The following is a 23891-nucleotide window of genomic DNA, read 5'->3' on the forward strand; positions in this document are numbered from 1 at the left end:
TGGAGAACTCGTCCTCGGGCGGATGCCAACCATTTGGCACAGAAATCAGCGATAGTGCCCGCATTCGCCTGCGGAGGGTGACGTAAGGCCAGCTGCTAGTCGACGGTCCCAACCTGATCGGAGAGGTCTTCGACCATACTCACGAACATGTGCGATTCCTCCCCGGGGGCGCCAATCTGCAAACGCCTCCACGAGATCACCCGGCGGCCACGAACTGGATTGCAGATTGTATCGACAATAGGCTCGAGCTGCTGGCTTTGCGCAAGTAGCTGCTGGTCGCGCTTTTCGATCAGCTCGGCCGTTTCACAGGAAAACAATTCGCGCGCGGTCTTGCCGACAATGTCGGTGCGCGACATGCCGATCTGCTGTTCGGCCGCCTTGTTGATGAACAGATAGCGCAGACTGCGCGCGTCCTTGGCGATGATACCTTCGCGCACGTTCTCGACGACCGTGGCGAGCAGCCGTTCGGTACGCTCGAGAATACGCTCATTCTGCCGCTGTTCCGTGACGTCCTCCTGGACGGAGACCCAGCCGCCCCCATCCATAGGCCGTTCATGAATCTTGATGATCCGGCCGTCGTTGAGCCTTACCTCGTAAGCCGCCGGCTCCTTCTTTCCGATGCGAACGAGAATGGCCGAAACGTACTTTTTGATGTCGCCGCTGAACAGCCCGTGCTCCAGGATCTCCTCGAGCGAGGACCCTGACTCGATGGTCTCGGGCAGATTATACATCCGGCGATAGTTGCTGTTCATTGCAATCACACGTGCCTTGCCGTCGAGCATGATGAGGGCTTGCGGCATGCTGTTGATAGCGGCGGAGAGCTGCCACTTTTTGGCCTGGTACTTGTCGTTGAACGCGTCGCGCTCGGCCATCGCGGCGTCGCGCTGCTTGCTGAGGTCCAATTCAAGCTGTTCGAGCTCAAAAACTTGAGCGACAGCAGCGCGGAAGTTCTGCACGGTGCGCGCCAGGCGGCCGATTTCGTCGTGGCCTCGCAGATGTGGCACCTTGCTTCCGATGTCCCCGGTTCTGATACGATCGGCCGCCTGGGCAATGTCTGAGAGCCGCGCCAGCACCGAATCCCGGATCACGAGAACATTGAGCGCGGCAAGCACCAGCGCCACCAAACCCAGCATGAACAGGTACCATGCCGCACAGCGATTCTGTTCGGCGAGCCCATCTGCTTCGCGAGTACGTTCGTTGTAGCCGCGCTGCAACGCTTCCAGATCCGCAGTCAGCCTGCTGCGAACCGTGCTGCTGGCTTCGGTGTCCCCGAACTCGCGGGCGGCTCCGGGGCTAATCTCGACGGCCCGGCGGACCAACTCCTGACGGAAATCGATGAATTGTGCAATCCGGCGTTTGAGGGATGCGAACCGTTCGAAGTCTTCCGAACGGACCGTAGGCTCCCAGCCCTTCATCACCTCCGCAAGCTCGTAGTTGCGCTTGAGGATTCCGTCCGCGAACTCTTTCACCTTGGCTCGTTCGGTGGACATGTAGATGCCGCGTGAGTCCATCACTATCGCATAGACGGATGCGTTGACCAGTCCGGAATTGATCGCCGCAGCAGCGGAGGAGGCTTGCATATTACGATAGGAATTCTGCAGTCGTACGATCTGGACCGACATGACCAGAAGAAAGGCCGTAACAATTCCCAAAAACCCGGCGATCGCATAGACTTTCTCGGCGACTGTCAGGTCGTCGACCCCGCGCGCAAAGCGGATGTGTTTTTTCAAAAGCCGCTCGACGGGCCCGGCTCCAAGGCCTGCTATCGCAGCATTCAAGACACATCCCAGCCTAAACCTGCGCAACATAAAACTATCCGATTGTCCAACCTTAAGGTTGTGCCGGTTTACGGGGCAATGTGCGTTGAGAATCGGCCGGCGTCGGAGAGCACGTCTTCGGGGGAGACTGGGCCGTACGCATCCCCGCATAGGCCGCGGGCTCATTGGATTATTCTGGCGGGGAGCGCTTAGGCGGCTCCGGGCTTTCCTATACATCCGGACGTGTTCGACCAGGTTGTCGATTCCGAAGTTAGTGAAAAACTGCATGCCGTGTTCTCCGGCGCCATAGCCCCAGATAGCGCCATGTTCAATCTCCATTTCATTGGCGACTTCTCGCAGCCAGTCTTCATCTTCGTCAAGTTCCTCGGCAACACGTTTGATGCTGGCAACGTGACGAACCGCTGACGTTCATGGTTACACAGCTCAAGCGGCGATCGCTGATGCCAGCCTCAAATCCCAGGGAAGCAGCCCGTCCTGCCGATGAACTGGATGAGCAGAGAGGGGCCACACGAGCGACGGCTCACCTCATGTGAAGACGAAGACAAGCAGGCTCGAGCAGAGTAGCGCAACTCCTACTGCGGTCAGCCCTAGGAAACTGCTGGAGACAAGATCATGACTGCCCATGAACGACCTCTGCGGCGAGGAATAGAGATCGGCAATCGCCGCTTCGTTCCCTTTCCAGCCAATCTCGAGATTATTATTCAAATGAGGCGCACAATTCCTGCTGGTCCCGCGATGGGGCGCACGTTTCCAGCAAAATCGATGGACAGTTCGCCGCGTTCCGGCGCCATCCGCGTTTAATGCTATGGCGTCTGCAAACGGATCGCGCTCCCTCTGACGCTGAGTGAACATTTGCGCGGGAATTCAAAGCTGTGCAATCAAACGCGCCGATGTTAGCCGCTCGTTAATCGCGATACAGCTTCTGGACAAGGTGTGCCGTATGCGTCAGTCTCCCTTTATCGCCTCCGAAACGATCTTGACGGAACGTTCGATCATGCTGTCGAACTGATATGAGAATCGCCGTCGCAAAGGCGCTCGTGAATTCGTCCAGCTCGATGGCGCTGACGATCTCTATGTGGCGCTTCACCAGCTCGAATCAGGATATGCCGAATTGCCTTTTCTTGGTCAGAAGGTCCAGGACCTGGCCATTCCACCACTTGAGGAGCTGCCTGGCAACTCGCGCTCGTTTATCGCGCATCACCATGGTCAAGCTGTCGGCGAGAACGTCCTCGATCGCGGAGATATTCGGCTGCTTCGGCCGTATTCGGGCCCGCGCCAGCAAGGTGGCCTTCGTTTCTTCCGGAAGTGTGAGAAAAGCGTCGCACGCGATAGCTCGGTCTGAATGAGGAGATTTCTTACCCTCGCCAGCCGCTTCGGCCCTTTCGCGTCCAACGCGCTTTGCCTCATCCTCCAACGCGTGAAGAAGACCTTCTCTGCTTTCCATCATCGTCCAGAACTGCCTCGAGCGGTGATCCCGCTGAGATGTCCGCGACCGCTACGAGGTGCAGCCAGGTTCGGGATAGGTCGAGCTCGGGCAGGATGTCGATCCAGGCCTTCAATGTCTTCCAGAGCTTCACGCTCGCGACCGTCAGCGCAGGCGACTTATCTTTGAGAGAATGCTTCAGCTGCTCCAGCAAGGTTTCGCCGTTGGCGACGAGAACGACGTCGTTCAGCGTTTCAAGCCATACTAACGCGTCGTCGTCAGTTTCGCGCCATAGCAAGATTATACGCGTACTGTCCCTGATAGAGAAAGCCCAAAGCGGCGCACGAGAGACGGTCTCGGGTGGTATCGCGACCCGATCAAGATCTGTGCGCAAGTCATTGCGAACCTGGTGCTGTCGGGCCCGAAATTCACGCCGCTCTCGACGCCCTCGCGCCAAAACGACGCAAGAGCTGCTCCACCTCAGCGGCCGGCTTGGCGCCGCTGAATAAGAATCCCTGCACCTCGTTGCAGCCCTCTGCGCGAAGCCAATCCAGCTGCTCGGTGGTTTCCACCCCTTCCGCAGTTGTGGTGATGTTGAGGCTACGCCCGAGGCCCGAGATCGCGCGCACGATAGCGACGGAGTCGGAACGTTTCGCGAGATCCTTCACAAAGGAGCGATCGATCTTGATCTTGTCGAACGGAAAGCTGCGCAAGTAGCTCAGGCTGGAATATCCTGTTCCAAAATCATCCAACGAGATGGAAACTCCAAGCTCGCGCAGCTGGTGCAGGATCGCGAGATTGGCTTCGGTCTCCGCCAGGAACACCGACTCGGTGATTTCGAGCTCGAGCCGCTTGGGCGACAAACCCGAATTGGCGAGCGCTGAAATCACCAACTGGACCAGATTACGGCTACGAAATTGTGCCGGCGACAGGTTGACCGCGACCTTGATTTCGGACGGCCACTTCACCGCCTCGTTGCAGGCTTGACGCAATACCCACTCGCCGAGCGTGACGATCAGTCCGATATCTTCCGCCACCGGAATGAACTCCGCCGGCGAGATCATGCCCTTCTCCGGATGGAGCCAGCGCAGGAGCGCCTCAAAACCTGAGATCTTGTCAAGCGCGACGTCGACCAGCGGCTGGTAGTGCAGCTCGAATTCTCCATTGGCAAAAGCGCGGCGCAGGTCGAGCTCCAGCTCGCGGCGCCGCTGCACTTGGTGATCCATCTCGCGCTCGAAGAAACGCTGCGTGCCGCGGCCATCCTGTTTAGCGCGATAGAGCGCCATGTCGGCGTTGCGCATCAGCTCCTCGCTACTCGTGCCGTCGCCAGGCGAAAGTGCAATTCCGATCGAGGCGCCAATTACCACCTGATTGCCGTCGATCTCATAAGGCTCACTCAACATACTGATCAGCCCGGCGGCGAAATCGCTTGCCTGCTTCGGCGAGGTATCGTCGGCCAGGATGATTCCAAATTCATCGCCACCGAGGCGTGCCGCCAGATTGTTGCTGGCTACACGCGACCGCAGCCGGTCGGCGACCTGCTTGAGCAGGCAATCGCCCATGGGATGGCCGAAGGAGTCGTTGACGTTCTTGAAGAGGTCAAGGTCGATGCACAACACCGCGACGCGTTTGCCGGCTGCATTGCCACTTTCGAGCGCCTCGCCTAGCCGCTCCTGGTGGAGCGCGCGGTTAGGGAGGTTAGTCAATCCATCGTGGAGCGCCATATGGGCGATGCGGGCCTCGGCCTTACGCCGTTCGGTGATGTCGACCACCGCGACCAGGTAGCCTTCGCGCCCTTCGAGCATGATGCGTCGCCCGAAGGTGAGCACACAAATCTCAGTCCCGTCGGCTTTCACGTGACGCCAGTGATGTTCGGACTGGTAGGTATCGCCGATGTCCCGCAGCGCCTGCGTATAGCTCAGCCACTCCTCCTTAGGCCAGATCTCGTGAACTTTCATCCGCAGGAAGGTCTCGCAAGCGTAACCGTAGTGCTGCACCGCCGCGTCGTTGACCCTCACAAAGGCCATCGTCTCGCAGTCCAATGCCCACATCGGCATTGGATTAGAGTCGAACAGCAGCCTAAACGAAGCGTCTCGGCGCTTTAAGGACGTGACGTCGGAAATGACCAGGGACAGGATCCCGCCGAAGGCGGTAATTGCCAACCGCAGGGTGCGATCATCGCTGTCGATCTCGAACCGGTCACCTTGGTCGTCCTTAACCGCAGCCCGCAACCGCCCTACGACCGCTTGCGAACAGAGCAGATGGCCTCCGTTGCTCAGACGCTGCCACAGCAGGCTTCGCTCTGCCACGTTGAGGAGTCTCACTGCTGCTTGATTGTAGTGCACGACCTGAAAATCAAACGGCCGGCCCGTCGCATCGCGAATGGTCGAGAGCGAGATTACGCCGTCATCGGTCGTGGAAAAGATCGCATCGAGCAGATTGTATTCCGCGCCACGCTCGTTGACGTAGGCGCCGACCAGCGTGCCGCCCCAACGCGCGAAGGTCGGCAGCGCGAGGACGTCATACGTACGCACCATGCCGTTGCGCACGCAATCAGCGGCGGTGAGATAAGGACGGTTGTTTGCAATCGCGTTCGCGGCTGCCTCACTGAGGACGGTCGCGCAATCGGGGCGCAGCGCGTCCATCGGAATGTCCCAACGCTCATCGCCCAGCCATTCCTGCGCATAGCGACCCGTCCGCGAAACGGCGAATGCGTCGTTCTCACACTTGAGCAGCACCATGTGATCGGCGAGTCGCCCGAGGCTACCCAGCAGCACATCTTCGTAGCGGGGAAGAGTTTCGCCGGGCTTGAGCGCAGCCCGCCACGTGCGCTGCAGGACCGGCACGTCCTCGAACATCCTCGCATCAAATTTCACGGATTGCTTCCTGGCAGCACCCATCACACATCCCCGAGATCCAAGCTTCCTGTCCGCGTGGCATCAAATCCTGCTCTGCTTAATTCGCTGTAAACGATTGACTTGGGCTGCAGCGAGTAGCCGATTGCGACAATCTTAAATCAGCTAGTGGTTAGCGCGCGCATGACGGATGCGCGAAGGAGTTGTGCACAGGCGGGAATTTCGCGCGACTAACGGCCTGCTGCAGGGCCACCTCGTGATCGCTTCCATGCAGCGGGATGCAGGAAATCATCGGCACAGCGGGAGAATTCGACGCAAATAGGCTGGCGAGGCAGTGTGACGATGAGAAACTTCGAATGGACGTTTTGAACGTCGCGTATTTTACTGGCGGAGGTTTCATCCGCTACACGTGTCTGTACGGGCTGATGTTTGTCCGATTCGTACCAACTATGATCTGCCGGACGGACCGAGATGACGAGGAATCTGCGCGGCCAGCTGTTGCGCGAGCTCTGTCGAGAATGGAGACTTCTTTCGCCGGTTTGGCTGCGACATCGACCTCCATCACATGTATCTATGTGAACTTCGTCGGCACACGCCCAAGAGTTGGGCATCAGCGGCCCGCAATGGTGATGGCGACCGAGGATCTGGGCAAAGGAGATGTGCCGCAACCAAGTATACGTTGAAGAATCGTGGCGACGCGCAGCGTGAGGAGTCGGAGCATGAGAAAGAGTGATGTGACGTGTTCCGAGTGCGGTGCTGGCTTCCGCCGTCTTGAGCTTACCTCTGAGCGTGGCACGGAGGGCAGGTACTATTGCCCTGCTTGCGGCAATCTGATCGAGGCTTTCGGAGCGGCTCATCTCGTTGTTTACCGGTTGACGATACAGCCATCAATTAAAGTGCTTCGCTATCAGTAAGGCCATCTCGGTTGGCAGCCTTTACTTCAATATCCGGACATAGGCGCCTGACTCGTGCAGCTCGAGCCATCCGCGTTCGATGGCGTGATGGAGGCCGGTGTTATTCGGCGGCGGTGGCCTTCAGCTTGAAAAGCATCGGATAGTTGACCAGCTCAATATGCGATCGGGCATCGTTGGCTCGCGATTCATCTCCGCCGCACTGAGGCACTTTCCCAAGCGGAGATGGCCAGCATCGTCGAGGCGCCACTCTCGCGTTCGATCCTTTGGATGAGCTCGTCGGGCTTGAGCTTCAGGATCTTTGTCGCGCCGTTCTGGCGGTAGTCCTTCCAGGTAAAGGTGACGTGATCCTCGTCGAGGGCTACGAGCCGGCTGTTGGCGATTGCAACGGGATGGGTATAGCGGCCGAGATACGCCAGCACCTGCGCGGGGCCGCGAACGGCCGTTTGGCGTAGACGGCCCAGCTGATGCGCCGCATGGCGACGAGCTGAGCTGCGAAGGCGGCAGGCTTGGCCAGGGATGCGAGATCGAAGAAGTTCAGGGTGCCGGCGGTCAGAGATTCGAGGAATACGCGAATAGACTTTGGCGTCCCCCTCATGCAGATGCAGTTGGGCTTGGTATCCGTCGGCCTTGATCTCGTAGACCCATCCCTCGCCGCGCGGCGGATTCTCGCGGAGCGTGGGGTCGCAGGCTCGATGTAACCAGGAATAGAAGTTTTGCGGGCGCCGTGGACGCGCGATACTCCGAAACGAGACTGACGCAATGCCACGGCACACATGCGGATTCAACGCCAAGCTGCTGAATCGTTCCCTGCCGAAGCGGAGCGAACGCGAGGGGCGCCGTTTGGCTCGCGAAGTAGCCTAACGTCTTGGTGCCTACCTAGTTCGATCAGGCGGCATCGTGGCACCGGCCAATAGAGAAGCCGCCGGGTGGTGCCGCGGCGGCTTGCAAAAGTCTCTGACTGTTGAGTGCCTCCCCCAGCCCAGGCGTACCGCCGTTACCTTCTTTGCGGCCATGCGACGTCCGCCTCTAACGAATGCAATCCGATTCGCCTAACGGCTGGCTGAGTTTTGCGCTGAAGCGCTACAGTGCCGCTAGAGGGCGCTGGGGAGGGCTCGGCAGCACCGCTCGCGCGAAATCGCCGCGGCGACACGGCCGCCGGTTCGCACTATGCCCAGAACCCCGCATCTGAACGCCGGGCCTGCTTTCTCGGGTGAGATCACGCGTTGTTTCAGGCCTGACCGGAAGCGGTCGATGAGCACGCAGGGCGTTCGGAGCCCGGTCAGTTCCACGACGGCGGTCGATCCCAGCCACATCCGGCTCCGAGGGGCATCCGCTCAAGGTCCAGGCCTGCCCTGGCGATGTTCTCACCCAACTCTCCCGCACCGACCTCGTAGCCGTATCTGCGCTGCGTGTCGAAAAGCTCGCCGGTATCAGGTGGACCTGACGCAGATTGGGCAGGCGAGGCTGCCTCGGGCGAGATACCTGTGCCGAACGAAGGGACCTGCGTGCGCCTCGCCTTCGACGCCGTGGCCTTCTCTCATCACGATCGCGCTGCGGTATCTTACTGAAATGGTGTCCCTGATCTGCGAACAGTGCGACCTCCATCCCTTTCAGAACGAGATCATGCATCGTCGAGTCAGGCCCCCGCGAACCCGTCTTGAAACACGGTCCAGATCGGGGTCTAGCGCCTTGGCGCGGGTCGCGTCGCGCTGGATTGTCCGATCGGGTTTTCCTGTCTTAGCGGGGTATCGGAAGTAAAAGACGCCACGTTGGCATCTTTTTTCCCGCGGCGCCCGGTCCCACCGTGCTTCGTCTCCGGATGCACGGGTTCATATGCCGCCTTCCACTTCGCGATCAGCTCGGTGCGCTGGGGGCAGGTCGCGGCGGATTAGGTATTCCTCGATGCCGGTCAGGGCGCCTAATGGGAAACACAGCAAATTTCCTCGGACTAGGAACACCAGCCGGCGCCGCGAGGTTCTTCCACGCTAGGGTTAGGACTTACGGAGTTCTCTTCCATGGCTACCCAGATCGTGATCGACCACACAGGCGACAGCAGACATTTTTTTGACCAAACCGACCCCGAGGGGCTGGCCAAGGCTGAGCGGCGCTTTAAGAAGTTGACAGACCAAGGATTTACCGCTGCTACTCGGACGCCGGCCGGCGATCTCAAGGCCGTACGGACATTTGATCCGGCTGCGGACGAGACGCTGTTCTACCCGCGCCTCGTCGGCGGCTAGCCACCCTCGCGGCACAGCAAATGTTTTTGTTCAGACGCAACGGCGTCGGCAGTAGTGCGCGTTTGCGCGCCCTGCGTTCGCTGTATTGGAGCTTCATCGAGCAAAATGGGCCGGAAGCGCGTGCGCGGCGTCTTTTGCGCGATTGGCTATCTCCGGATCAGCGTGCGCAGTTTGATGCCGAGGGTTATTTCGAAGTCACGGGCTCTCACACCGGCCGACGATATCGAATTCATCAGGCACCATGAGCAATGTTTTGGAGCTTGATGAAGAAAGACAGCCTAAGATCGGGTGGTGTTTCGTTCCCGAACGGGCGCTGGCAGCTGGCGACGTGATGCTCGCCCAGAAGATCGCGCTCGAAACCGACGAAGCCGCAGTGCTCGCGCTCGCCCACCGGTTTTCTCCGAGACTGCCCTCCCTGCCCCGAGTAGTGCGGCGTGCTTACTAGGCCGCTTACGGGCGGGGCCGCCGCTTGTGACGGCGGCGGCCCCTTGCCGCGAAGGCGGCGGTTACGCGAGACATAACCACCTCCGCGACGACGGGTAGCATCAACGCCGCGCTCGCCTAACGCAATCGGATCTACTTGTTAGCCTTACTCGATGGCGTCTGGTCGCCCTTTGTGATGATCTTCTCGACATCTGCCATCGTTTCAGTGAATGCGTCCCACAGCCGCTTCGCCTGAGCGGCGCTCTCTGCTTCGGTGAGATATGCAGTCTTGATCAGCAACCGGTTCAACAGATGCGTGACGCGGGCGTTGTCAGAGTGCCGGGTTCGCAGAGCGATAATCTGTCGACGCATCTCTACGAGGTTGAGCGTTTCGTGTTTTGACGGCCTCTTCAAAATCACACTCGCGCGCGTAGCCGGGCAAACGAAGCCGCCACGCCGAATATGATGGCGCAACGGCTTCGCCCGGGCGGACCCGGACGGGGGCAATGTCCGGTGCACGAAGCTAACCCTCCGATGCGCCGCTGCAATCAAATCTTCAAGTTAAGCTTGATCTTCTCGCAGGAAGTTAATTCGGGAACCGAGAACCGGTACCGGAATGTACTTGCCGGTGAATGCCCAAGATGGAACGTCAGGGCCTGCGTCGGAATTGCTGACTGAGCAACAGCTGCGAAACTTCGAGATGCATCGTGAGCTGTGACTGCGCGAGCCTCGCCAAATGCTTCGGGCTCTTGACCGCTACCGGTCCGTTCACGACCCGTGAGATAGCGCGGGTCGACATCCTCTTGGAGACAACGCCCGTCGGGGCTGTGCCGCAGGGCGACGACGGCGGACCGTCCTACTGTTCAGGATTGCCGATGTCGAACGCGCCTAGACGGTAATCTTCACCCACCGATTGCTCAGTCATCGGCCGCGGGATCAAAGTGAACGTCGCATCGGGGTAGCGCGTCCACACCTCAATGTCCTCTGAAGTGACGTTCAGATATCCGAAAAAGCACTTATATCGACCCGGCTCCGTCACCCGGCCGATTTTGTCCCAATTGATCTTGTTAACGCGCATCGCTAGTTCCACTCGTTCTCAGGCAGCGAACCGGGCGGAGGTTTAAGTGCTTCGAGGCCGGCTTCGATCACCGCCAATTCCTCTTGGATTGCTCTTACTGCGTTTTCTGGGTTGATGCCCGACACGGCTTCCAGCTGGGCGAGCACCTTGCGCCGATGCGCCAGCAAGTCGACTAGAGCACGTCGGTCCCGCACCTTCACGTAGCCAGCGACGATCAATTCCATGGCCTTTGACACGTTCGTCGTTTCCCACCGGTTTGCGGGTTATCGGGGTCGGCTAAGTTCTGCCAGACCGGCTTCGGTCATACGATATTCGACGCCTTCGTCCGTTGAGCGTCGCTCCATCCATCCGTTTCGTAAAAGAGCGAGCGTTGTTCCGGGGTGGTCGGGAAGCTTCGAAGAAGACACCCAATCGCGGTCACGAAGAGGATCGAGCAATTGCCGGTGATACTGATTAAAAATCGGCCTGCGCTTTTCCTGCCGACCGATGTCTTGACGTATCGTTTCAAGCGGGCGTTCGGTTTCCATGGCCGTTTGTTGCCATCGCATCGTTTACGATCAGTTACGGATCGGGAACAGCCGGCAATCTTTTCTAAATGGTTCATGGATATTGTTCTACGGCATGGATCACGAGGACGCATCTGCTTGGTTCGTTCCGGCTCTCAGGCGAAGCTACGCTCGTCTAGCAGCGTGGATGACGTGCGGTAATCGCGCGCCTGAATCCAGTCGCTTGCCGGCGTCGCCGCGCTCAGAGCGGCCAGCTCGCTTTCCCGACCCGCCGCGGCGGCCAGGAGAGCCGCGCATTTAGGCAAGGCAGGCACCGCGAATGACGAACGATCGCACATCGACGCGTCCGTGGTTGCCGGACGAAGAGGCGGAATTGCTCTCGCTGTTTGGCGCAGGTGCCACAGCTGAGGAGGTCGGCGAACGGCTAGGCCGCACCCGCCAAGCGGTCTACGCTCGCTTGCAGCGCTTTCAAAAACAGCGGGGGCGAGCGAGTAGGACGAGTGGGAAATTCTTTGCTCAGTTACTAGAGTGATCGAGCGATGGTGATCGATCTCTAAGGTCGCAGGATCACATCCGCAGCGGAACTAAGGTAGCGATCCGATCGCATCGTCCGTTCGCCCGTGCTGAAGTAACCCTCAACCGATACATCGAAGGTTCAATTGCATCCGCTTCAAAAGGCACCAAGCTGTAAACGATCGCATTGAGGTCGACCGATGACCAGCCCGACTGATGACGAATTGCGCGCCGCTGTCACCGCCGCCATTGAGCAGTGGAAGACTTCGCGCCAGCTTCCCCACCTGTCGCCGAACGATTGTGAGACGTTGAACAAGTTGATCATCACCGGACTTCAAACCGTGTTGTTCCAGCGTGCGAAGGCCTTCGACAAGCGCTAAACCGGGCATCTCTGATCAAACCCGGCGGAGTTCGACTACGCGACTTTAATCGGAGCATGCGCCCGAAAGCCCGCGTTCATCCAAGCCCTTGCTTGGGTGTGCCCAGGCTTCATGGAGCTTTCGTTGCTCCACCACGCCGTGAATTTGTGTGCCGCTGCCGGAAGCTTTCTCCAAAGTATCTCTTCCATTTCGGAGAAGGTCAGCCGAAAGATTTATCCGTGCTCGCCTCAACAACCGCTGATGCAATGGTTCGTAGATCGATTTTCGGAAGCTCATGGTCTCACCGCAGGCTAGGCAAACATGGACGGTCCTAGAGCAAGTGCGTGCCGAGCTTCCGCACGGTGGCGATCATGAGAGCCGGAAGTACATCGCCGAGCAATTGATCCAACCGGCTGAGGCAGGACAAAGTACCCTAACAGCCAATCGGGCTGAGCGAGGCGCCGCCGGGGCTGGCTGCTGGCGGGCCCCCACCCAAGGCGCTCCCGTCCTTGACGGATCTCTTCATCGCTCGCCTACCACCACCTTGTCTCTTGCTCTTTTATATTCGAGCAACTGCGACACCGCATCGTAGGAATGATACCTTGCGTAGACGCTCTTTGCATTCCTCTCGCGAAGATCGGCCAGAGCATCAGCCCAATAAGCGACCATGGCGCCGAACTCCGTCGAGGGCGAAGATGCGTCCGGCCTTTGCGAAATCCTCGTCGAAACTCAGACTTACTACACGTTCAGCAGCTTTGTAGTCGGCCGGTTGAACATCCCCAGCACGTTGGCCGAGCCACATGATCGTTTTGGGATACTCCAAAATGAGACGGTCAAGCACGAGGTAGTGCGAGAACTTTCCGTCCGCAGGTGTTCGAGTGCTGAAAGCGACTTCGTGAGACCCGATGTTTAATGTGAACCAACGCCCTCCGTTGGTCTGCGGGAGAACGCTTAAGGTCCACGCGCCCTGAATGTCGAGGTTGCCGTACAATCCCGAAAGCTGGAATAAGCGAAAAAGAAACAGGCTGACTTCAGGATTGTGGAAGAGCTGATCCGTCCTCTCGTGATAGGCGCGAAGCAGTTCGCTAATCGAGCGCAATTGTTCTCTAGCCTCGTGCGGAGCCACGCTGAATAGCTCCCGCGTCCCTTCGACTTCCACGTTTCGGGTATGAAAGTGACGGTGAAGCGCGCTCTCTACTGCGGTGCAGTCCGTGACGTGCACGAAATCTGACAATTCCCACGGACCATGGGGAGCGTACGCCTCACCGCCATTTATTCCTCGAAGGCGTTCAGCGATGGGCCGTTCGGTGCGGCCGATTTTTATGTAATCGCTATTTGGTGAAACGAGTACGTAGACAGACCCCTGCGGCATAGGCGGGATCCCCCAACCCACGCCGGCAAAGTAACTGAGGACCGCCCGGACGTGGAATAGGCGGAACGTCTAGATTGCATGACTTGCGTGGCAATCCTCCCGCATCGGCGGCAAATTGCTAATCAAAAGGTGTCTGACGAAACGATTAGCGGAATGATTGCGAGCTTGGTGGCCCATCTTCTCCACGCCACAACGGCGCACGCCGTGCGGCGTCCATCCTTCGCGCAAAGGGATGCGGAGCTCCTCGCCGGGGGCATTCGGGAAAGGGGCCCGCCGTGATGAAGTATGCCGTCGTCGCTGTCACTGCCCCGTTCGCGGGTGCCCTCTTAAGTGGGAAGAGCGAGCCCCCATGGCGGTCGACAGCGCGGCCGGACCCAGGCTGATCGAGCAGAAAGACAGCGCATCACAAGGGTCAAACGCTGCCAATCGCCTTGGTTGCAATGCTAAATGTTCTTCGCCGACTGACTGGGGGCAGCATGGTTAAGATATTTCGCAATATGGTCATGGCACTTACTTTTGTAGGAGTTGCCGGCTGCAACATGTTTTGGAATTTCATGAACGACTATATGGCCTGCGGCCTTGCGCTGGCGGCTTCAGTTACAGCCGGCTTTTGCGTTGAGCGCATCTTCATCGAGCGGTCCCGTCGGGAGATGATCCGCCTCCACGGCGCGGACTGGCATTCGGCGGAGAACCGACAGCTCGACTCATGAGCGTCACCCCTCGCTCGCTCTTCATTTTCATCATCCGATTGTTCGCTTCGACCCGAGGGGCCTAGCCCGATGATCAAACTGGTCCATCCATTCCGGTTCGCTCGCATCGAGCGCCTGCGAGAGCTGCTTGAACGAGACTACAAAATGGCAGTTGATCCGAATGCGGGCGTGAGCACCGCGAAGCTGGTGAGACCCGATCCGACAATGCTCGATGCAGGTTTGGTACTCGGTCGTGATCCAGGAGGCTGCGAGTTGGGTCCTTCGTTGCTTGCGAGCCATGCGAGCGCTCCGGCATCGCAACCGGTCAATACGCCCGAGTAGCATCACGATCTGGAAGGGCGATGACCATAAGTCGACCCCGAGGTAGGGGATGCCGAAAGCGAACTCCCCGGCTCCATTGGTCCTTACCGCTTTACAATGTTGCCATAGGGATCTCGTCGTAGTCGGTCACCATCGGCGAGGTAATCAAGAGGCGCGATCCTAACCAAGTCAAGCGCGGGGCTCAACGGCAACAGCTGGCCGAGAAGCAGTGCACGAGCTGGCAACCTGATGATTGAAGGTGGCCCTATGAGGCGCCCCCTCACCGGACGGCAGGTCGTCACTGGAAACCAGCACTGTCTGCTCTGCGACGTGGTCTCGAGGACCATTTCGAGCTCGCCGCCGATCGCGTGAACTGTCACGACGTGATCGGGGGGAACAGCTTTTGAAACGGGCACGCCTAGGATTCCAAGCAAGGCTCTGTAGGCAAGCGAACGCGCCCGGCTTGCAGTCGGCCCCGCGAATCTATTTGGACGCTACTTGCCATCCGAGTTGTATCATCGCAAGATTGTATCTGCAACGCGAACGGCGTGCGATGAGGAGGGGGAGGGATGAAAACTGAGATCGTTGTTGCAATTGTCGCTGCGGCGGCTTCCATCGGAGCAGTGGTAATCACTGCTATCACTAGCAATCAAGTTGAAGAATTGAAGATCGAGTCTCAAAGAGAGAAGGAGCTTTCCGGGTTTCGGGAGCCGCTGGCGCGGGCAGCTTATGACCTTCAAAGTAGAATCCAGAACATCTTAAGGCAAAACATGATTGGCGCGTTTGTCGCGAAGGGCGATGAGCGGGAGAAGACATACGTGATCAACAATACTGCGTTTCTAGTTGGACAGTATCTTTGCTGGACCGAACTGACACGCCGGGAAATTCAATTCATCGATTTGGGCAGCACGGAAAGAACGCGGAAGCTAACAAAGCTGCAAGATCAAATCTCTGGCCTCTTCGGCACGGATCAATACAAGAAGCCGTTTCGTCTGTTTTCCGGTGAGCAGCGAGCAGTTGGTGAAGCTCTGATTGAAGAGGGCGCTAAAGGGCCGCAATGCGTAGGATATGGCACGTTCCTCAAGCGCGTTGACAGCGGCGCGTATCCCTTCATCGATGGACTTCGCAAGGATGTATCGTCCCTCGAGCAAAATCTTGAGGCAGGAGAATCGCGGTTAGCTGCTTTGGATCACGCTTTAATCGATCTGCTGGACCTACTTGATCCAGAGTATGTTCGGTTTGATAAAGACAAGAGAACGAAAGTCTAGGTCACGCAATCGACTTTGCTTGGTCATGCGTCACGGCGTCCTTCCACTGCATATTGGCGATTTCGCCTCGCCTCATCCCAGTGGCGAGCGCGAACTGGACTATCTGCGTAATCGCTGAGCTTCGGCAAGAACGAGTGGCTTTCAATAACCTGTTCAATTCTCAGGCAGTGCGATGACTATGATCGTGCGACGAATGCCCACTTTCGGTCGGATAAGCCCAGTGGTGCGACCAGTAAGTGATTGATTATTCTCAACCCCGGGCTGACTCTTAATCAGCGGGTCCCAGGTTCGAGCCCTGGTGCGCCCACCACCCTAAGACATTGGCCCGCAAGGGCTTTTTTAAATTCCTAGGCAGAACAAACCGGGTCTCGTGCGACGCTTTTAATGGTCGTACGTCGCACGCCGTGCGACGAGTCGGATAATTGGGACCGAAGCCCATCCACCACTGTAGCACGAGACCCACCGGGTCTGCGTTCAGCTCTTCATGCCTTCCTTCCGCACCTGCAATTCAAGCCTGTCGATACCGGAATCGGCGCGAGCCGCATTGCGGGCGCGGTAGTGCTTCACGATGGTCTGCGCGCTTCGGTATGAATGCCCAGTGATGTCGCAGATCGTCAGCAAGTCGCAGCCAGCCCGATCGAGAAGCATGACGCAGGTATCACGTAGGTCTTGGTCGTGCTTTTGGTCGAGTTCGCCGGCGCCGTTGACGAACATCAGCGCGGCGCAAGGCTTTAGACGCCAGGCTGTCTCATGGCCATTGCTGTCGCGTGTGGTCTGCGCGTCCAGCCACTCCGATAATGCGCCCTTGCGCTGATCGACCGCTCGAGCGCGCTGCGCCTTACTCTCCTCATCGAGAGGAAAGGGGGCGAACAGCTTGTCGACGTTTTTAATCAGTTCGGCGTTCAGTCGCTCTGCACGGACAATTGCCTGGCGCGCGTTGTCGCGCGCGAGAAAGCCGAAGATAGCGACGGCCCGTGCCGTCGACACCCAATGGCGATAGGTACTCTCGTCATAAGGCTCACCATTGTCCTCGTTGACCACGAGCTCGGGTGGCACCTTATCCAGCTGAAGCCGAAGCTTGAGTTCCTTTATTCGTGCACGCGAGGCATTTAGTCGTGCGCTGAGTTGTGGCGCCTCCTTGATGTCGACAAGCTCACCAGTCTTGCTCTGCCGGAACGCGTGCCGGCCCTCGACGTCGCTCTCATTGCGCATAATTAGACGGTCAGTCTGGCGTTGCCCAGTGAACAACGCCAGATGGAAGCTGTCCCCGACCGAAGGCCGTTCGATCGCATCGGCCGCTGCGACCCACGCGGAAAATTCGGCCATCGAAACCTGTACGATGCGTCCCTCTGGATGATCGAACTCCATGCCTTCTCGCGGGTTGGGTCCGAGACGCCACAAGACGCTTTCCTGTCCCCAACTGAATGCTGCTGAGAGCGTGGCTATCATCGAGAGCGCCATATGATGGCCGCGAGCCGATTTCGCATAGTTATAGAAGGCGCGGAACTCCGGTTTGCCGATTGATGTCGGAGTGGCGGTCGCGATCGCCTCGAGTTCTCGTGCGGGCTCGGCTACGCCGAGCAGCTTGGCGGCACGGATTTCGGCACGCATCTTTGCTGCGGATTCGCGTGATTGCGGTCGGTACAAGATAGCGGAGATACATTTGCGATAGGAAGATTGCGAGGCGGACGACAACGCCTTGAACTCAACCGACTTGCTCCAATCGTCCAGAAGATCTTCGATCGTAGAACGCTTCCGGATCGTAATTTTCTTCGGCAGCTTGCCGGCACGGCGAGCCGCTTCGATTTCCGACTTTCGTTTGTCTGAAAAGTCTGAGGCTTCTTGGAGATTGAACCACGCACCGACCGGACGTCCTTTTTCATCGTACGGCGGATGGCGCAAGTCGGCATCGACAAAGCCGAGTGCCCTGGCATAAGCGCCGTGCGACGAGCGAGGACGGCCATCGCGCCACTTCACATGGGGAAACTTGGGATCGGCCATAGAAAGCCTCAGTGCCGGTAAGAGATGGCACCCATTGGAATCTAGCGCGATTTAGTCTGTCAAGCGCCGTGCTGGCCGTAGGCTCTGCGCAGACGCTCGCGGTGTTCCTCGTCGCTTGCTGCCGGCGGTGGCGCGAATGCGTCATTAGCAATCGTCTTTGGGCGCATAGGATGGTATCGCGTAAGCCAAGCATCAAAGCCGGTGCGTTCCCATTTCAGCGGTCCTCGCTCGCTGATCGGCGAAGGCAAGCCATCGCGCTCGTGCCTGAGGTGGCGCGTTCGATAGAACGTATCTAGAGAGACGCCAATCGCTGTCGCGACCTCGGTCGAAGAATAGGGTGGCTGCATGCTCTGGGGACGCAAATATAATGCCTCGCCACTCTTGGCTTTTTGAGCGGCGAAGCAAAATGAACAGATAAAGCTACAGGCGAGAAGCATTCCTCACCGCGCGTAGGGAATTCGGCTTATTTGGAGTACGAACAGGATGCCCCGGCGGACATTTGTCCGCCGCCTTCGGGGATTCAAGATAGATGCGTAACTGGTGCGGCGAGCCAACCCTCACGTCATGGGAGCGCAAATTCCACTGCTCGGTCAGCGGATTCGAACATGCAACCAGACCGTTATGAGCGGCAGACTATCGATCGCCTTCGTTGAATTTGCTGCGTTTTCGTTGGGTTCGATCGCGTTCGTCGCGTTTCGTTCGCGCTGTTTCTGGTGCGAAACTGGTGCTGTTGATTCTTGACCTTCGTTCTGTGGAACAGGAGGTCGGTGGTTCGAGCCCACCCAACTGTACCAACAGAATCAATAATTCTGCTACCATCGGTGAAAAGGATGCAGCTGCTAGCTACCGCATAGCTACCACGGCAGCGGCAGGAGGGGCTTGCCAAGAGTCGCGCGAATGAAGCACGCACGACTTTTTGCCGAGACCCTCGATTGTGGACATATTTGCCCGATCTGTTTCGTGCGGCGCGGTCATAATCCGGATGATGTCAAGAGTCCGTGCGTCTGTCTCGGTACTCCGGTGACGATCGTTCGCGCGGGTCGTTCGCCAGGTTACGAGAGCGTGGTCAGTCGAGAAGGAACTGATTGCGACGGGTAAACATTGGACGGCCGCCGTTGCGGAAACCTTCATTTACGATCGCTCCGTATGCAGCGTTCTGTACAACGTCGGGGCCGCCCTGGAAGATTGGAAACTTGATGTAGGTCTCGTTGCGATCAATCATAAGCCTGTGGACGTTGATCCATCCGACGCGGTCTAGTCCCCCGCGAAGCGTTCGGCGGATGGCATTGCTAAGTATGTCGACAAGCTCCAACCCCATGTCGATGTCCGAAGAGAACCGGAAGTGCCTGAGCAATAGCGCAGGATCGACGCCCTCCATGTCGCCTATTTTGCCGGTGTGGGCTTTGTTGAAGAAAGTGAAGTTCAGCAACGAGCCTTCTTTTGGATTGGGTCGCGGCGCCGGATGGCGCGCGGACAGACTAGCCAGCGCTCCCCTTGCATAGAACTCCAGCCAGTTCTCCCAGTTGGTGACTTTCTGAGGGTTCTTTCCGTCAATGACCCAGTTTAATTCTCCGAGCGTCTCTGGCTTTCGCTGCGAAAAGAACAATGTGGTGTGGCCTATCACGCGATGCATGAGGTCGAAGGTCACAAGGGCCTGTAGAAACAGCTGAGCGGGAATTTGAAGAATGTAGTTCGAGGCTGCGGCGACCCGCTCGCGGATGGCGTAGGGCATTTGCGGGAGCAGTGCCTGCATTTCCGCCGCGAGCTGCTGCTGATAAGTCGCGACGCCAGCTGCCGTATGAAGCGCAAGATCGAGGGCCGTCACCTCGAAGATCGCGTCGCGGTCCTTTATCAATCGAACGACCCAATTGATCTGAGCCGCGTTCAAGTCGCGGCCTTTTACTTCGTCACCGTCCGTCGACAGGCTCTTGCGGATACGCGCATACTTTTTCCTCAGCCGAGGCATGTTTCCATCGGGTATCGCCAGCGCTCCCACAACGCTGATTGAGCCCGCCTGGTAGGCGGTAAAGGTGCCGCTTTCGTCGATGAAGACTTGCATCCTGCGTGCCCACCTCAACGTATTGCCTATTGATCGAACAAGTTGGGGAAATGCAATCCGAAGAATTCTTCGCCGGAGGGAGTCGGTCCCGCGTCTTCGACGCTCCTGCAGCTACTAGGCTAATCCTATGCCGTCCTTTCGTGTTGTCGGGCATGGGGCCACTACGCCGCCAAGGCAAGCCCATGAGAATGACCCCGACGACTGAAAGTGCGGAGCAGTCCCGGCTGGGGCCCCTGAAATTCGGAGCGCTACCAAGCTTCGCAACCTCAGCTTCTTCGGCTCGGACCAGACGGACAACCTCCTGAAAGCCCACACCTAGCTCGCTCTCGTTTCGCCCCTCGGCAGCGATGCGTGATCTTCATCCAAGCTGTCGAGGTTGATCATGGTCTTGCCCTCCATTTTAGGCGATCAACTCATAAGCCTTAGCCTTTCTGCATTTGCTTCGATAATGGGAGCGAAGCCGCCTTCGCAGGAACAGATCGGGCGTCTGCATGAGATACTCTTAAGGCAACAGGTTTTCTTCGATCGTTTTCCTGATCAGTGATCGGCCCGAACCCGCCGGCACCTGATACTCGGTCTTGGCGAAGTTGATTTTCGCAGCCTTGCTCAAGCGTCCAGTGAAGTACGCGGCGCGAATATCCTTTTTGGCGACGGCATCAGGGCAAATCTTTCGAAGCACGTCAAAGAGCGCTTGCACGCCTACCGTTTTCAAAATGTACGAGTCCGTCGCAGCGCCCCTCCAAAACAAATCGTCGCACGCCGTCAGAAAATTAGTCACAATGGCGTAAATTAGCGCGTCGTTGCCGTCGACAAACACCTGACGCAGCACCGACTTATCGCGCGCGCCGGGACCTGTCATCAGCGCCTTGCGCGTCTTGTCGCCCGTGTTCATCTCGTTGGAGTCACGCTTAGGATTGGATGAAATCAGGCGCAAGATTCCGTCCACGACAACGGCCGTCGACACCTTCCAGCTCGACTTTTGTGTGATCGCGTCCAAAGCCGAGTCCCGCTTAGGCGCGACCGATATTCGCCCTCGAAGGGGCGAGCCCGCCTCTGTCGTCAGCTTGCGCGTCAAGAAGACGGCAAGCTTGTCCGGCGTCCAAAACTGCTCGGCTTCATCGGACACGTTGTAGCCGAACAGCTCGTAGGTAAGGCTTCGGTCAACGGGCTTCTGCGTCGAGTTGATCGTTGCAAAGAGTTGCGCTTGAAAGGGCTTTGGCAGATCGAGAAACACCGAGCAGATGAGTCCCATTTCAAGCCGCGACTTGTCGCCTGTCTTTGCAAACGCAAAAAGGCGGTGCTGACCATCGATAATGGCGGCAAGGGGCTTGTTCGTTGGGATGTGCAAGAACTCCTGCCCATCCTTGGCTACGATCGTCCAGGCCTCCGTGGCTTTCGATGCGGCCGGGTCGGCAGCCTTTTCCTTTTCCGTGGCTTCTTCCTCTTCCATGGCTTCGACCTCGTCTTTGTCGAGGCCAACATCCCGGATGTAGTTTGCGGCTAGGATGATTGAATTTGGAAACGAGGAGTCACCCCGGTCGATGTAATCAGCGATCTGGGTCAGGCGCGGATCCTGAATCACGCGTTGCGTCCCATGAAGTGTATAGCCGCTCCCTTCGGGATTCAGCGTCGCATGGATGCGATCGCTTGCCGCGACTTCGAGCAACAGTTTGGCCGGCAGAACCGTTACGTAAAATTTGCCCAGCGGCTGAACGACCGGAATGACAGGCGCTTCGAAAGGATAGGTGATCATTTCACTGTAAATCCTTCAAGGTCGCCTCGGATGTTGCGGTCAAGCGCGCCGCCCGCTGGGGCATCCGGTTCAATTTTCTGCCAAAGCCGGTCGCCGCCATTGGTGATCCACCAGAACCAAATGGCGCCAACCGATGAGAAGACTCCAGCGACAATGCAGTAGGCCGTTTGCCGGGTACCAAAGAGGGACAGGAAGATGGCCGCGATAAAAAAGATGAAGAACATGATCCAAGCGAACGCGATCATGGGCTTGTCTTTCCTTTCGACGGCCGCGAAATTCATCTGGTACGCGGCCGTACCGACAAGCGCCATGAAGAACGTCGTCATCGCCGTCAACAGATTGGTCAGATCGATGGCGCCATCCGCAAGAATAATCTTCGTCACTTCTACCCAGATGCCGAGACCACCAAGAATTGCGGTGCCGACGATCGCGTAGACAACGAACGAGACACTCTGAAGAGGCTCAATGGTTCGCTTGCGAAGCTCCTTGAACAATTGGGACCATTCGCTTTGCGCGACGCCCGTTGCGTCCTCTTCCAAGTCTTCCTCCCGCAATACTTTAAAGCTTATTCTGGTGCGAAAGCGCAGCCGCTGCAAGCGATGGTTGTGGCCAGTTTGCGTTGTCTACAAGCTCTTCACGTGCTCGCTTTCGCAACTCGGGTCTTGTTCTCTACTCCGCGCTTCACTTCAACTAATTGATCATTAGGCAACGCCGCGGCAGACTTTCTTAGAGGCCGCCCCGAGATACTTAGTTCGATTGCGAGCAAGGCTGTTGTCCAGAGCGTGAAGCTTATCCAACCGGTCGTGCTAACCAATGCCGACCACTTCGATGGCTGGCGTTTCGACGGAGTGCCAGTAATAGGTGAAACAGGACGCAAGGCGATTACGCAAGGGTCCAAGGTGACTATATAGATGCCCGCACTAAAGAAGTCGTCCACAGCCATCACTTCGTAACCGAGGGCGAACTGACAACAGATACAATTTTGTCGCTGCTAGACACTCCGATTGAACGACGTATTGCGGCTGAGGGTAATGATATTGGGCATCGAGTTGTCGAAACGGGCGCCCTGCGGTTTAGTATCCCCGAATTCGTCCTCCGAAACGATCCTGTCGCTAGATCGGCTCACGAACATCCGATTAAGCAGCGATTGCCACTCGAAAAATGGCGGCCTACGCAGCTGGGCGCGAGAGATCGCTCAAGAGCCGGATCTCGGCGATTAAGTGGCCGAGAGCCGCCTCGAATTGATGTTTGGTCGTGAACCGACCCGGCGCGAGGCGAAAGGCACCTCTCGCACGCAAACTCTCGCCGAACATAGCCTTCAAAACATGCGAGGTTGTGACCTTGTCGGTGGCGCAGGCACTCGATGCGGAGAAGCTCAAGCGATCGCGTAGCCTGCGCATCAGCGCAAGCGGCTCGATGCCTTCGATAGAGAAGGAAAGATTATTAGGGAGTCTTCTGTCGGGATGTCCATTTAACTTCGCCGCCGGAATTTCCGCAAGAAGCTTGGTCCGGAACTCGCCGCACATCTGCGAAAGGCGAATCGCGTCCTTGGCAGCCAATCGACGGGCCCGTGCGAAAGCCTCGCCCATGCCGACGACGCCCGCGGTGTTGAGCGTGCCCGGGCGCAACGAGCGTTCCTGGCCTCCACCCACGATTATCGGCTTTATTCTTGCCCGCGGCTTTCGAGATCTCACATAGAGCGCTCCAACCCCTTTTGGGCCATACGTCTTGTGGGCTGACAGGCTAGCCAGATGGATACCGGCCCTTTCGACATCGACCGGAACGTAAGCGATCGTCTGGGCTAGGTCGGAGTGAAAAAGCACTCCCCGTTGCGAGCAGATCGCACCGATCTTTTCGAGCGGTTGTAGCGTGCCTACCTCGTTGTTGGCCGCCATAACCGATACCAGGGAAGTGTCATCGGTGATCGAACGCTCAAGTTCCGAGGGGTCGATCAATCCATATTCATCAACCGGAAGGTAGGTCACGCGCCATCCTTCGGTTTCCAACGAGCGTGCGGATTCAATAACGGCTGGATGTTCGATGGACGTCGTGATTATGTGTTTTTTCTCCGGATAAGCCTTCGCGACTCCAATGATCGCCAAGTTGTCCGCCTCGGTACAGCTACCGGTAAAAACGATCTCGTTCGGTCGCGCGCCGATGCATTCCGCGGTCTGCTCGCGCGCGAGCTCGACGGCGGCCGCCGCGAGATGACCGTCCTCATGCTCGACGCTGGAGGGATTACCGTAGAAGGTTCGCAGGTACGGGTCCATCGCCGCGAGCACTGCCGGATCGATCGGCGTAGTCGCATTGTGGTCGAGATATACCCGCTCCGACATCCCGGT

The 23891-nt window shown here is 58.0% G+C and carries 22 protein-coding genes, 1 tRNA gene and 2 pseudogenes; 9 read left to right on the forward strand and 16 right to left on the reverse strand.

Going from position 1 to position 23891, the window contains the following annotated elements; genetic code table 11:
* Positions 1–95 precede the first annotated feature (95 nt).
* Positions 96–1730, reverse strand: coding sequence for a PAS-domain containing protein (locus tag RX330_RS10645; protein ID WP_317242953.1), 1635 nt, complete (start codon positions 1728–1730; stop codon positions 96–98).
* 270 nt (positions 1731–2000) lie between these two features.
* Here RX330_RS10645 and RX330_RS10650 point away from each other — a divergent pair, with 270 nt between their 5' ends.
* Positions 2001–2183, forward strand: coding sequence for a hypothetical protein (locus RX330_RS10650; RefSeq protein WP_317242954.1), 183 nt, complete (start codon positions 2001–2003; stop codon positions 2181–2183).
* Positions 2184–2390: 207 nt separating this feature from the next.
* Complete coding sequence (locus RX330_RS10655) at positions 2391–2579, forward strand: hypothetical protein (protein ID WP_161495752.1); 189 nt, start codon at positions 2391–2393, stop codon at positions 2577–2579.
* 295 nt (positions 2580–2874) lie between these two features.
* On the opposite strand, the gene RX330_RS10660 is transcribed toward RX330_RS10655, so the two are convergent.
* From RX330_RS10660 to RX330_RS10675, 4 genes and pseudogenes are all read right to left on the reverse strand, one after another.
* Positions 2875–3225, reverse strand: a complete 351-nt coding sequence (locus RX330_RS10660; protein ID WP_317242955.1) for a hypothetical protein — start codon at positions 3223–3225, stop codon at positions 2875–2877.
* Entirely contained in the window at positions 3182–3499 is a 318-nt protein-coding gene (locus RX330_RS10665) for a hypothetical protein (protein WP_317242956.1), read from the reverse strand. The genes RX330_RS10660 and RX330_RS10665 overlap by 44 nt, the downstream gene beginning before the upstream one ends.
* 130 nt (positions 3500–3629) lie before the next feature.
* Positions 3630–6101 (reverse strand): putative bifunctional diguanylate cyclase/phosphodiesterase, encoded by a 2472-nt coding sequence (locus RX330_RS10670; protein ID WP_317242957.1) that lies wholly within the window; start codon positions 6099–6101, stop codon positions 3630–3632.
* 1129 nt (positions 6102–7230) lie between these two features.
* A pseudogene (locus tag RX330_RS10675) lies at positions 7231–7541 on the reverse strand (transposase); the annotation flags it as partial.
* A gap of 1444 nt (positions 7542–8985) precedes the next feature.
* Here RX330_RS10675 and RX330_RS10680 point away from each other — a divergent pair.
* Together RX330_RS10680 and RX330_RS10685 are read left to right on the forward strand one after the other, a co-directional pair.
* On the forward strand, positions 8986–9207 hold the full coding sequence (locus RX330_RS10680; RefSeq protein ID WP_085398308.1) for a hypothetical protein: 222 nt from the start codon (positions 8986–8988) through the stop codon (positions 9205–9207).
* A gap of 20 nt (positions 9208–9227) precedes the next feature.
* Positions 9228–9652: pseudogene (locus tag RX330_RS10685) on the forward strand (hypothetical protein).
* 131 nt (positions 9653–9783) lie between these two features.
* On the opposite strand, the gene RX330_RS10690 reads toward RX330_RS10685, so the two are convergent.
* The 4 genes from RX330_RS10690 to RX330_RS10705 all read right to left on the reverse strand — a co-directional run bounded on the left by RX330_RS10690 (position 9784) and on the right by RX330_RS10705 (position 11235).
* Positions 9784–10104 carry a hypothetical protein gene (locus tag RX330_RS10690; protein WP_317242958.1) on the reverse strand — a complete coding sequence of 107 codons (321 nt, stop codon included), beginning with the start codon at positions 10102–10104 and terminating at the stop codon, positions 9784–9786.
* 382 nt (positions 10105–10486) lie between these two features.
* A complete protein-coding gene (locus RX330_RS10695) occupies positions 10487–10708 on the reverse strand; it encodes a hypothetical protein (RefSeq protein WP_317242959.1) in 222 nt (73 codons plus the stop codon).
* A 2-nt stretch (positions 10709–10710) separates the two neighbouring features.
* Positions 10711–10932, reverse strand: a complete 222-nt coding sequence (locus RX330_RS10700; RefSeq protein ID WP_317242960.1) for a hypothetical protein — start codon at positions 10930–10932, stop codon at positions 10711–10713.
* 39 nt (positions 10933–10971) lie between these two features.
* On the reverse strand, positions 10972–11235 hold the full coding sequence (locus tag RX330_RS10705; protein ID WP_317242961.1) for a hypothetical protein: 264 nt from the start codon (positions 11233–11235) through the stop codon (positions 10972–10974).
* Positions 11236–11927: 692 nt separating this feature from the next.
* On the opposite strand from RX330_RS10705, the gene RX330_RS10710 reads away from it, so the two are divergent.
* Positions 11928–12107, forward strand: coding sequence for a hypothetical protein (locus RX330_RS10710; protein ID WP_027516023.1), 180 nt, complete (start codon positions 11928–11930; stop codon positions 12105–12107).
* A gap of 628 nt (positions 12108–12735) precedes the next feature.
* On the opposite strand, the gene RX330_RS10715 is transcribed toward RX330_RS10710, so the two are convergent.
* On the reverse strand, positions 12736–13458 hold the full coding sequence (locus RX330_RS10715) for a GIY-YIG nuclease family protein (RefSeq protein ID WP_317242962.1): 723 nt from the start codon (positions 13456–13458) through the stop codon (positions 12736–12738).
* A gap of 476 nt (positions 13459–13934) precedes the next feature.
* On the opposite strand from RX330_RS10715, the gene RX330_RS10720 reads away from it, so the two are divergent.
* From RX330_RS10720 to RX330_RS10730, 3 genes are all read left to right on the forward strand, one after another.
* Positions 13935–14168 (forward strand): hypothetical protein, encoded by a 234-nt coding sequence (locus RX330_RS10720; RefSeq protein WP_317242963.1) that lies wholly within the window; start codon positions 13935–13937, stop codon positions 14166–14168.
* Positions 14169–14237: 69 nt separating this feature from the next.
* Positions 14238–14489 (forward strand): hypothetical protein, encoded by a 252-nt coding sequence (locus RX330_RS10725; RefSeq protein ID WP_317242964.1) that lies wholly within the window; start codon positions 14238–14240, stop codon positions 14487–14489.
* 548 nt (positions 14490–15037) lie between these two features.
* A complete protein-coding gene (locus RX330_RS10730; RefSeq protein ID WP_317242965.1) occupies positions 15038–15736 on the forward strand; it encodes a hypothetical protein in 699 nt (232 codons plus the stop codon).
* A 1-nt stretch (position 15737) separates the two neighbouring features.
* Here RX330_RS10730 and RX330_RS35715 read toward each other — a convergent pair whose 3' ends face one another.
* Positions 15738–15893, reverse strand: coding sequence for a tyrosine-type recombinase/integrase (locus tag RX330_RS35715; protein WP_354099219.1), 156 nt, complete (start codon positions 15891–15893; stop codon positions 15738–15740).
* Between the two features lie 48 nt (positions 15894–15941).
* Here RX330_RS35715 and RX330_RS10735 point away from each other — a divergent pair.
* Positions 15942–16046 (forward strand) — tRNA-Ser (locus RX330_RS10735).
* A 164-nt stretch (positions 16047–16210) separates the two neighbouring features.
* Here RX330_RS10735 and RX330_RS10740 read toward each other — a convergent pair.
* The 5 genes from RX330_RS10740 to RX330_RS10760 form a co-directional block, all read right to left on the reverse strand.
* Positions 16211–17737, reverse strand: a complete 1527-nt coding sequence (locus RX330_RS10740) for a hypothetical protein (RefSeq protein WP_317242966.1) — start codon at positions 17735–17737, stop codon at positions 16211–16213.
* Between the two features lie 1066 nt (positions 17738–18803).
* Entirely contained in the window at positions 18804–19796 is a 993-nt protein-coding gene (locus RX330_RS10745; RefSeq protein WP_317242967.1) for a hypothetical protein, read from the reverse strand.
* Positions 19797–20298: 502 nt separating this feature from the next.
* Positions 20299–21549 (reverse strand): DGQHR domain-containing protein, encoded by a 1251-nt coding sequence (locus RX330_RS10750; protein ID WP_317242968.1) that lies wholly within the window; start codon positions 21547–21549, stop codon positions 20299–20301.
* The gene (locus RX330_RS10755) at positions 21546–22088 is read right to left on the reverse strand and encodes a hypothetical protein (protein WP_317242969.1); all 543 of its coding nucleotides are present in this window, start codon (positions 22086–22088) and stop codon (positions 21546–21548) included. The genes RX330_RS10750 and RX330_RS10755 overlap by 4 nt, the downstream gene beginning before the upstream one ends.
* A 630-nt stretch (positions 22089–22718) precedes the next feature.
* Positions 22719–23885 (reverse strand): cysteine desulfurase family protein, encoded by a 1167-nt coding sequence (locus RX330_RS10760; protein WP_317242970.1) that lies wholly within the window; start codon positions 23883–23885, stop codon positions 22719–22721.
* Positions 23886–23891 lie beyond the last annotated feature (6 nt).

The sequence above is a fragment of the Bradyrhizobium sp. NDS-1 genome, assembly GCF_032918005.1.
Classification (GTDB): Bacteria; Pseudomonadota; Alphaproteobacteria; order Rhizobiales; family Xanthobacteraceae; genus Bradyrhizobium; species Bradyrhizobium tunisiense.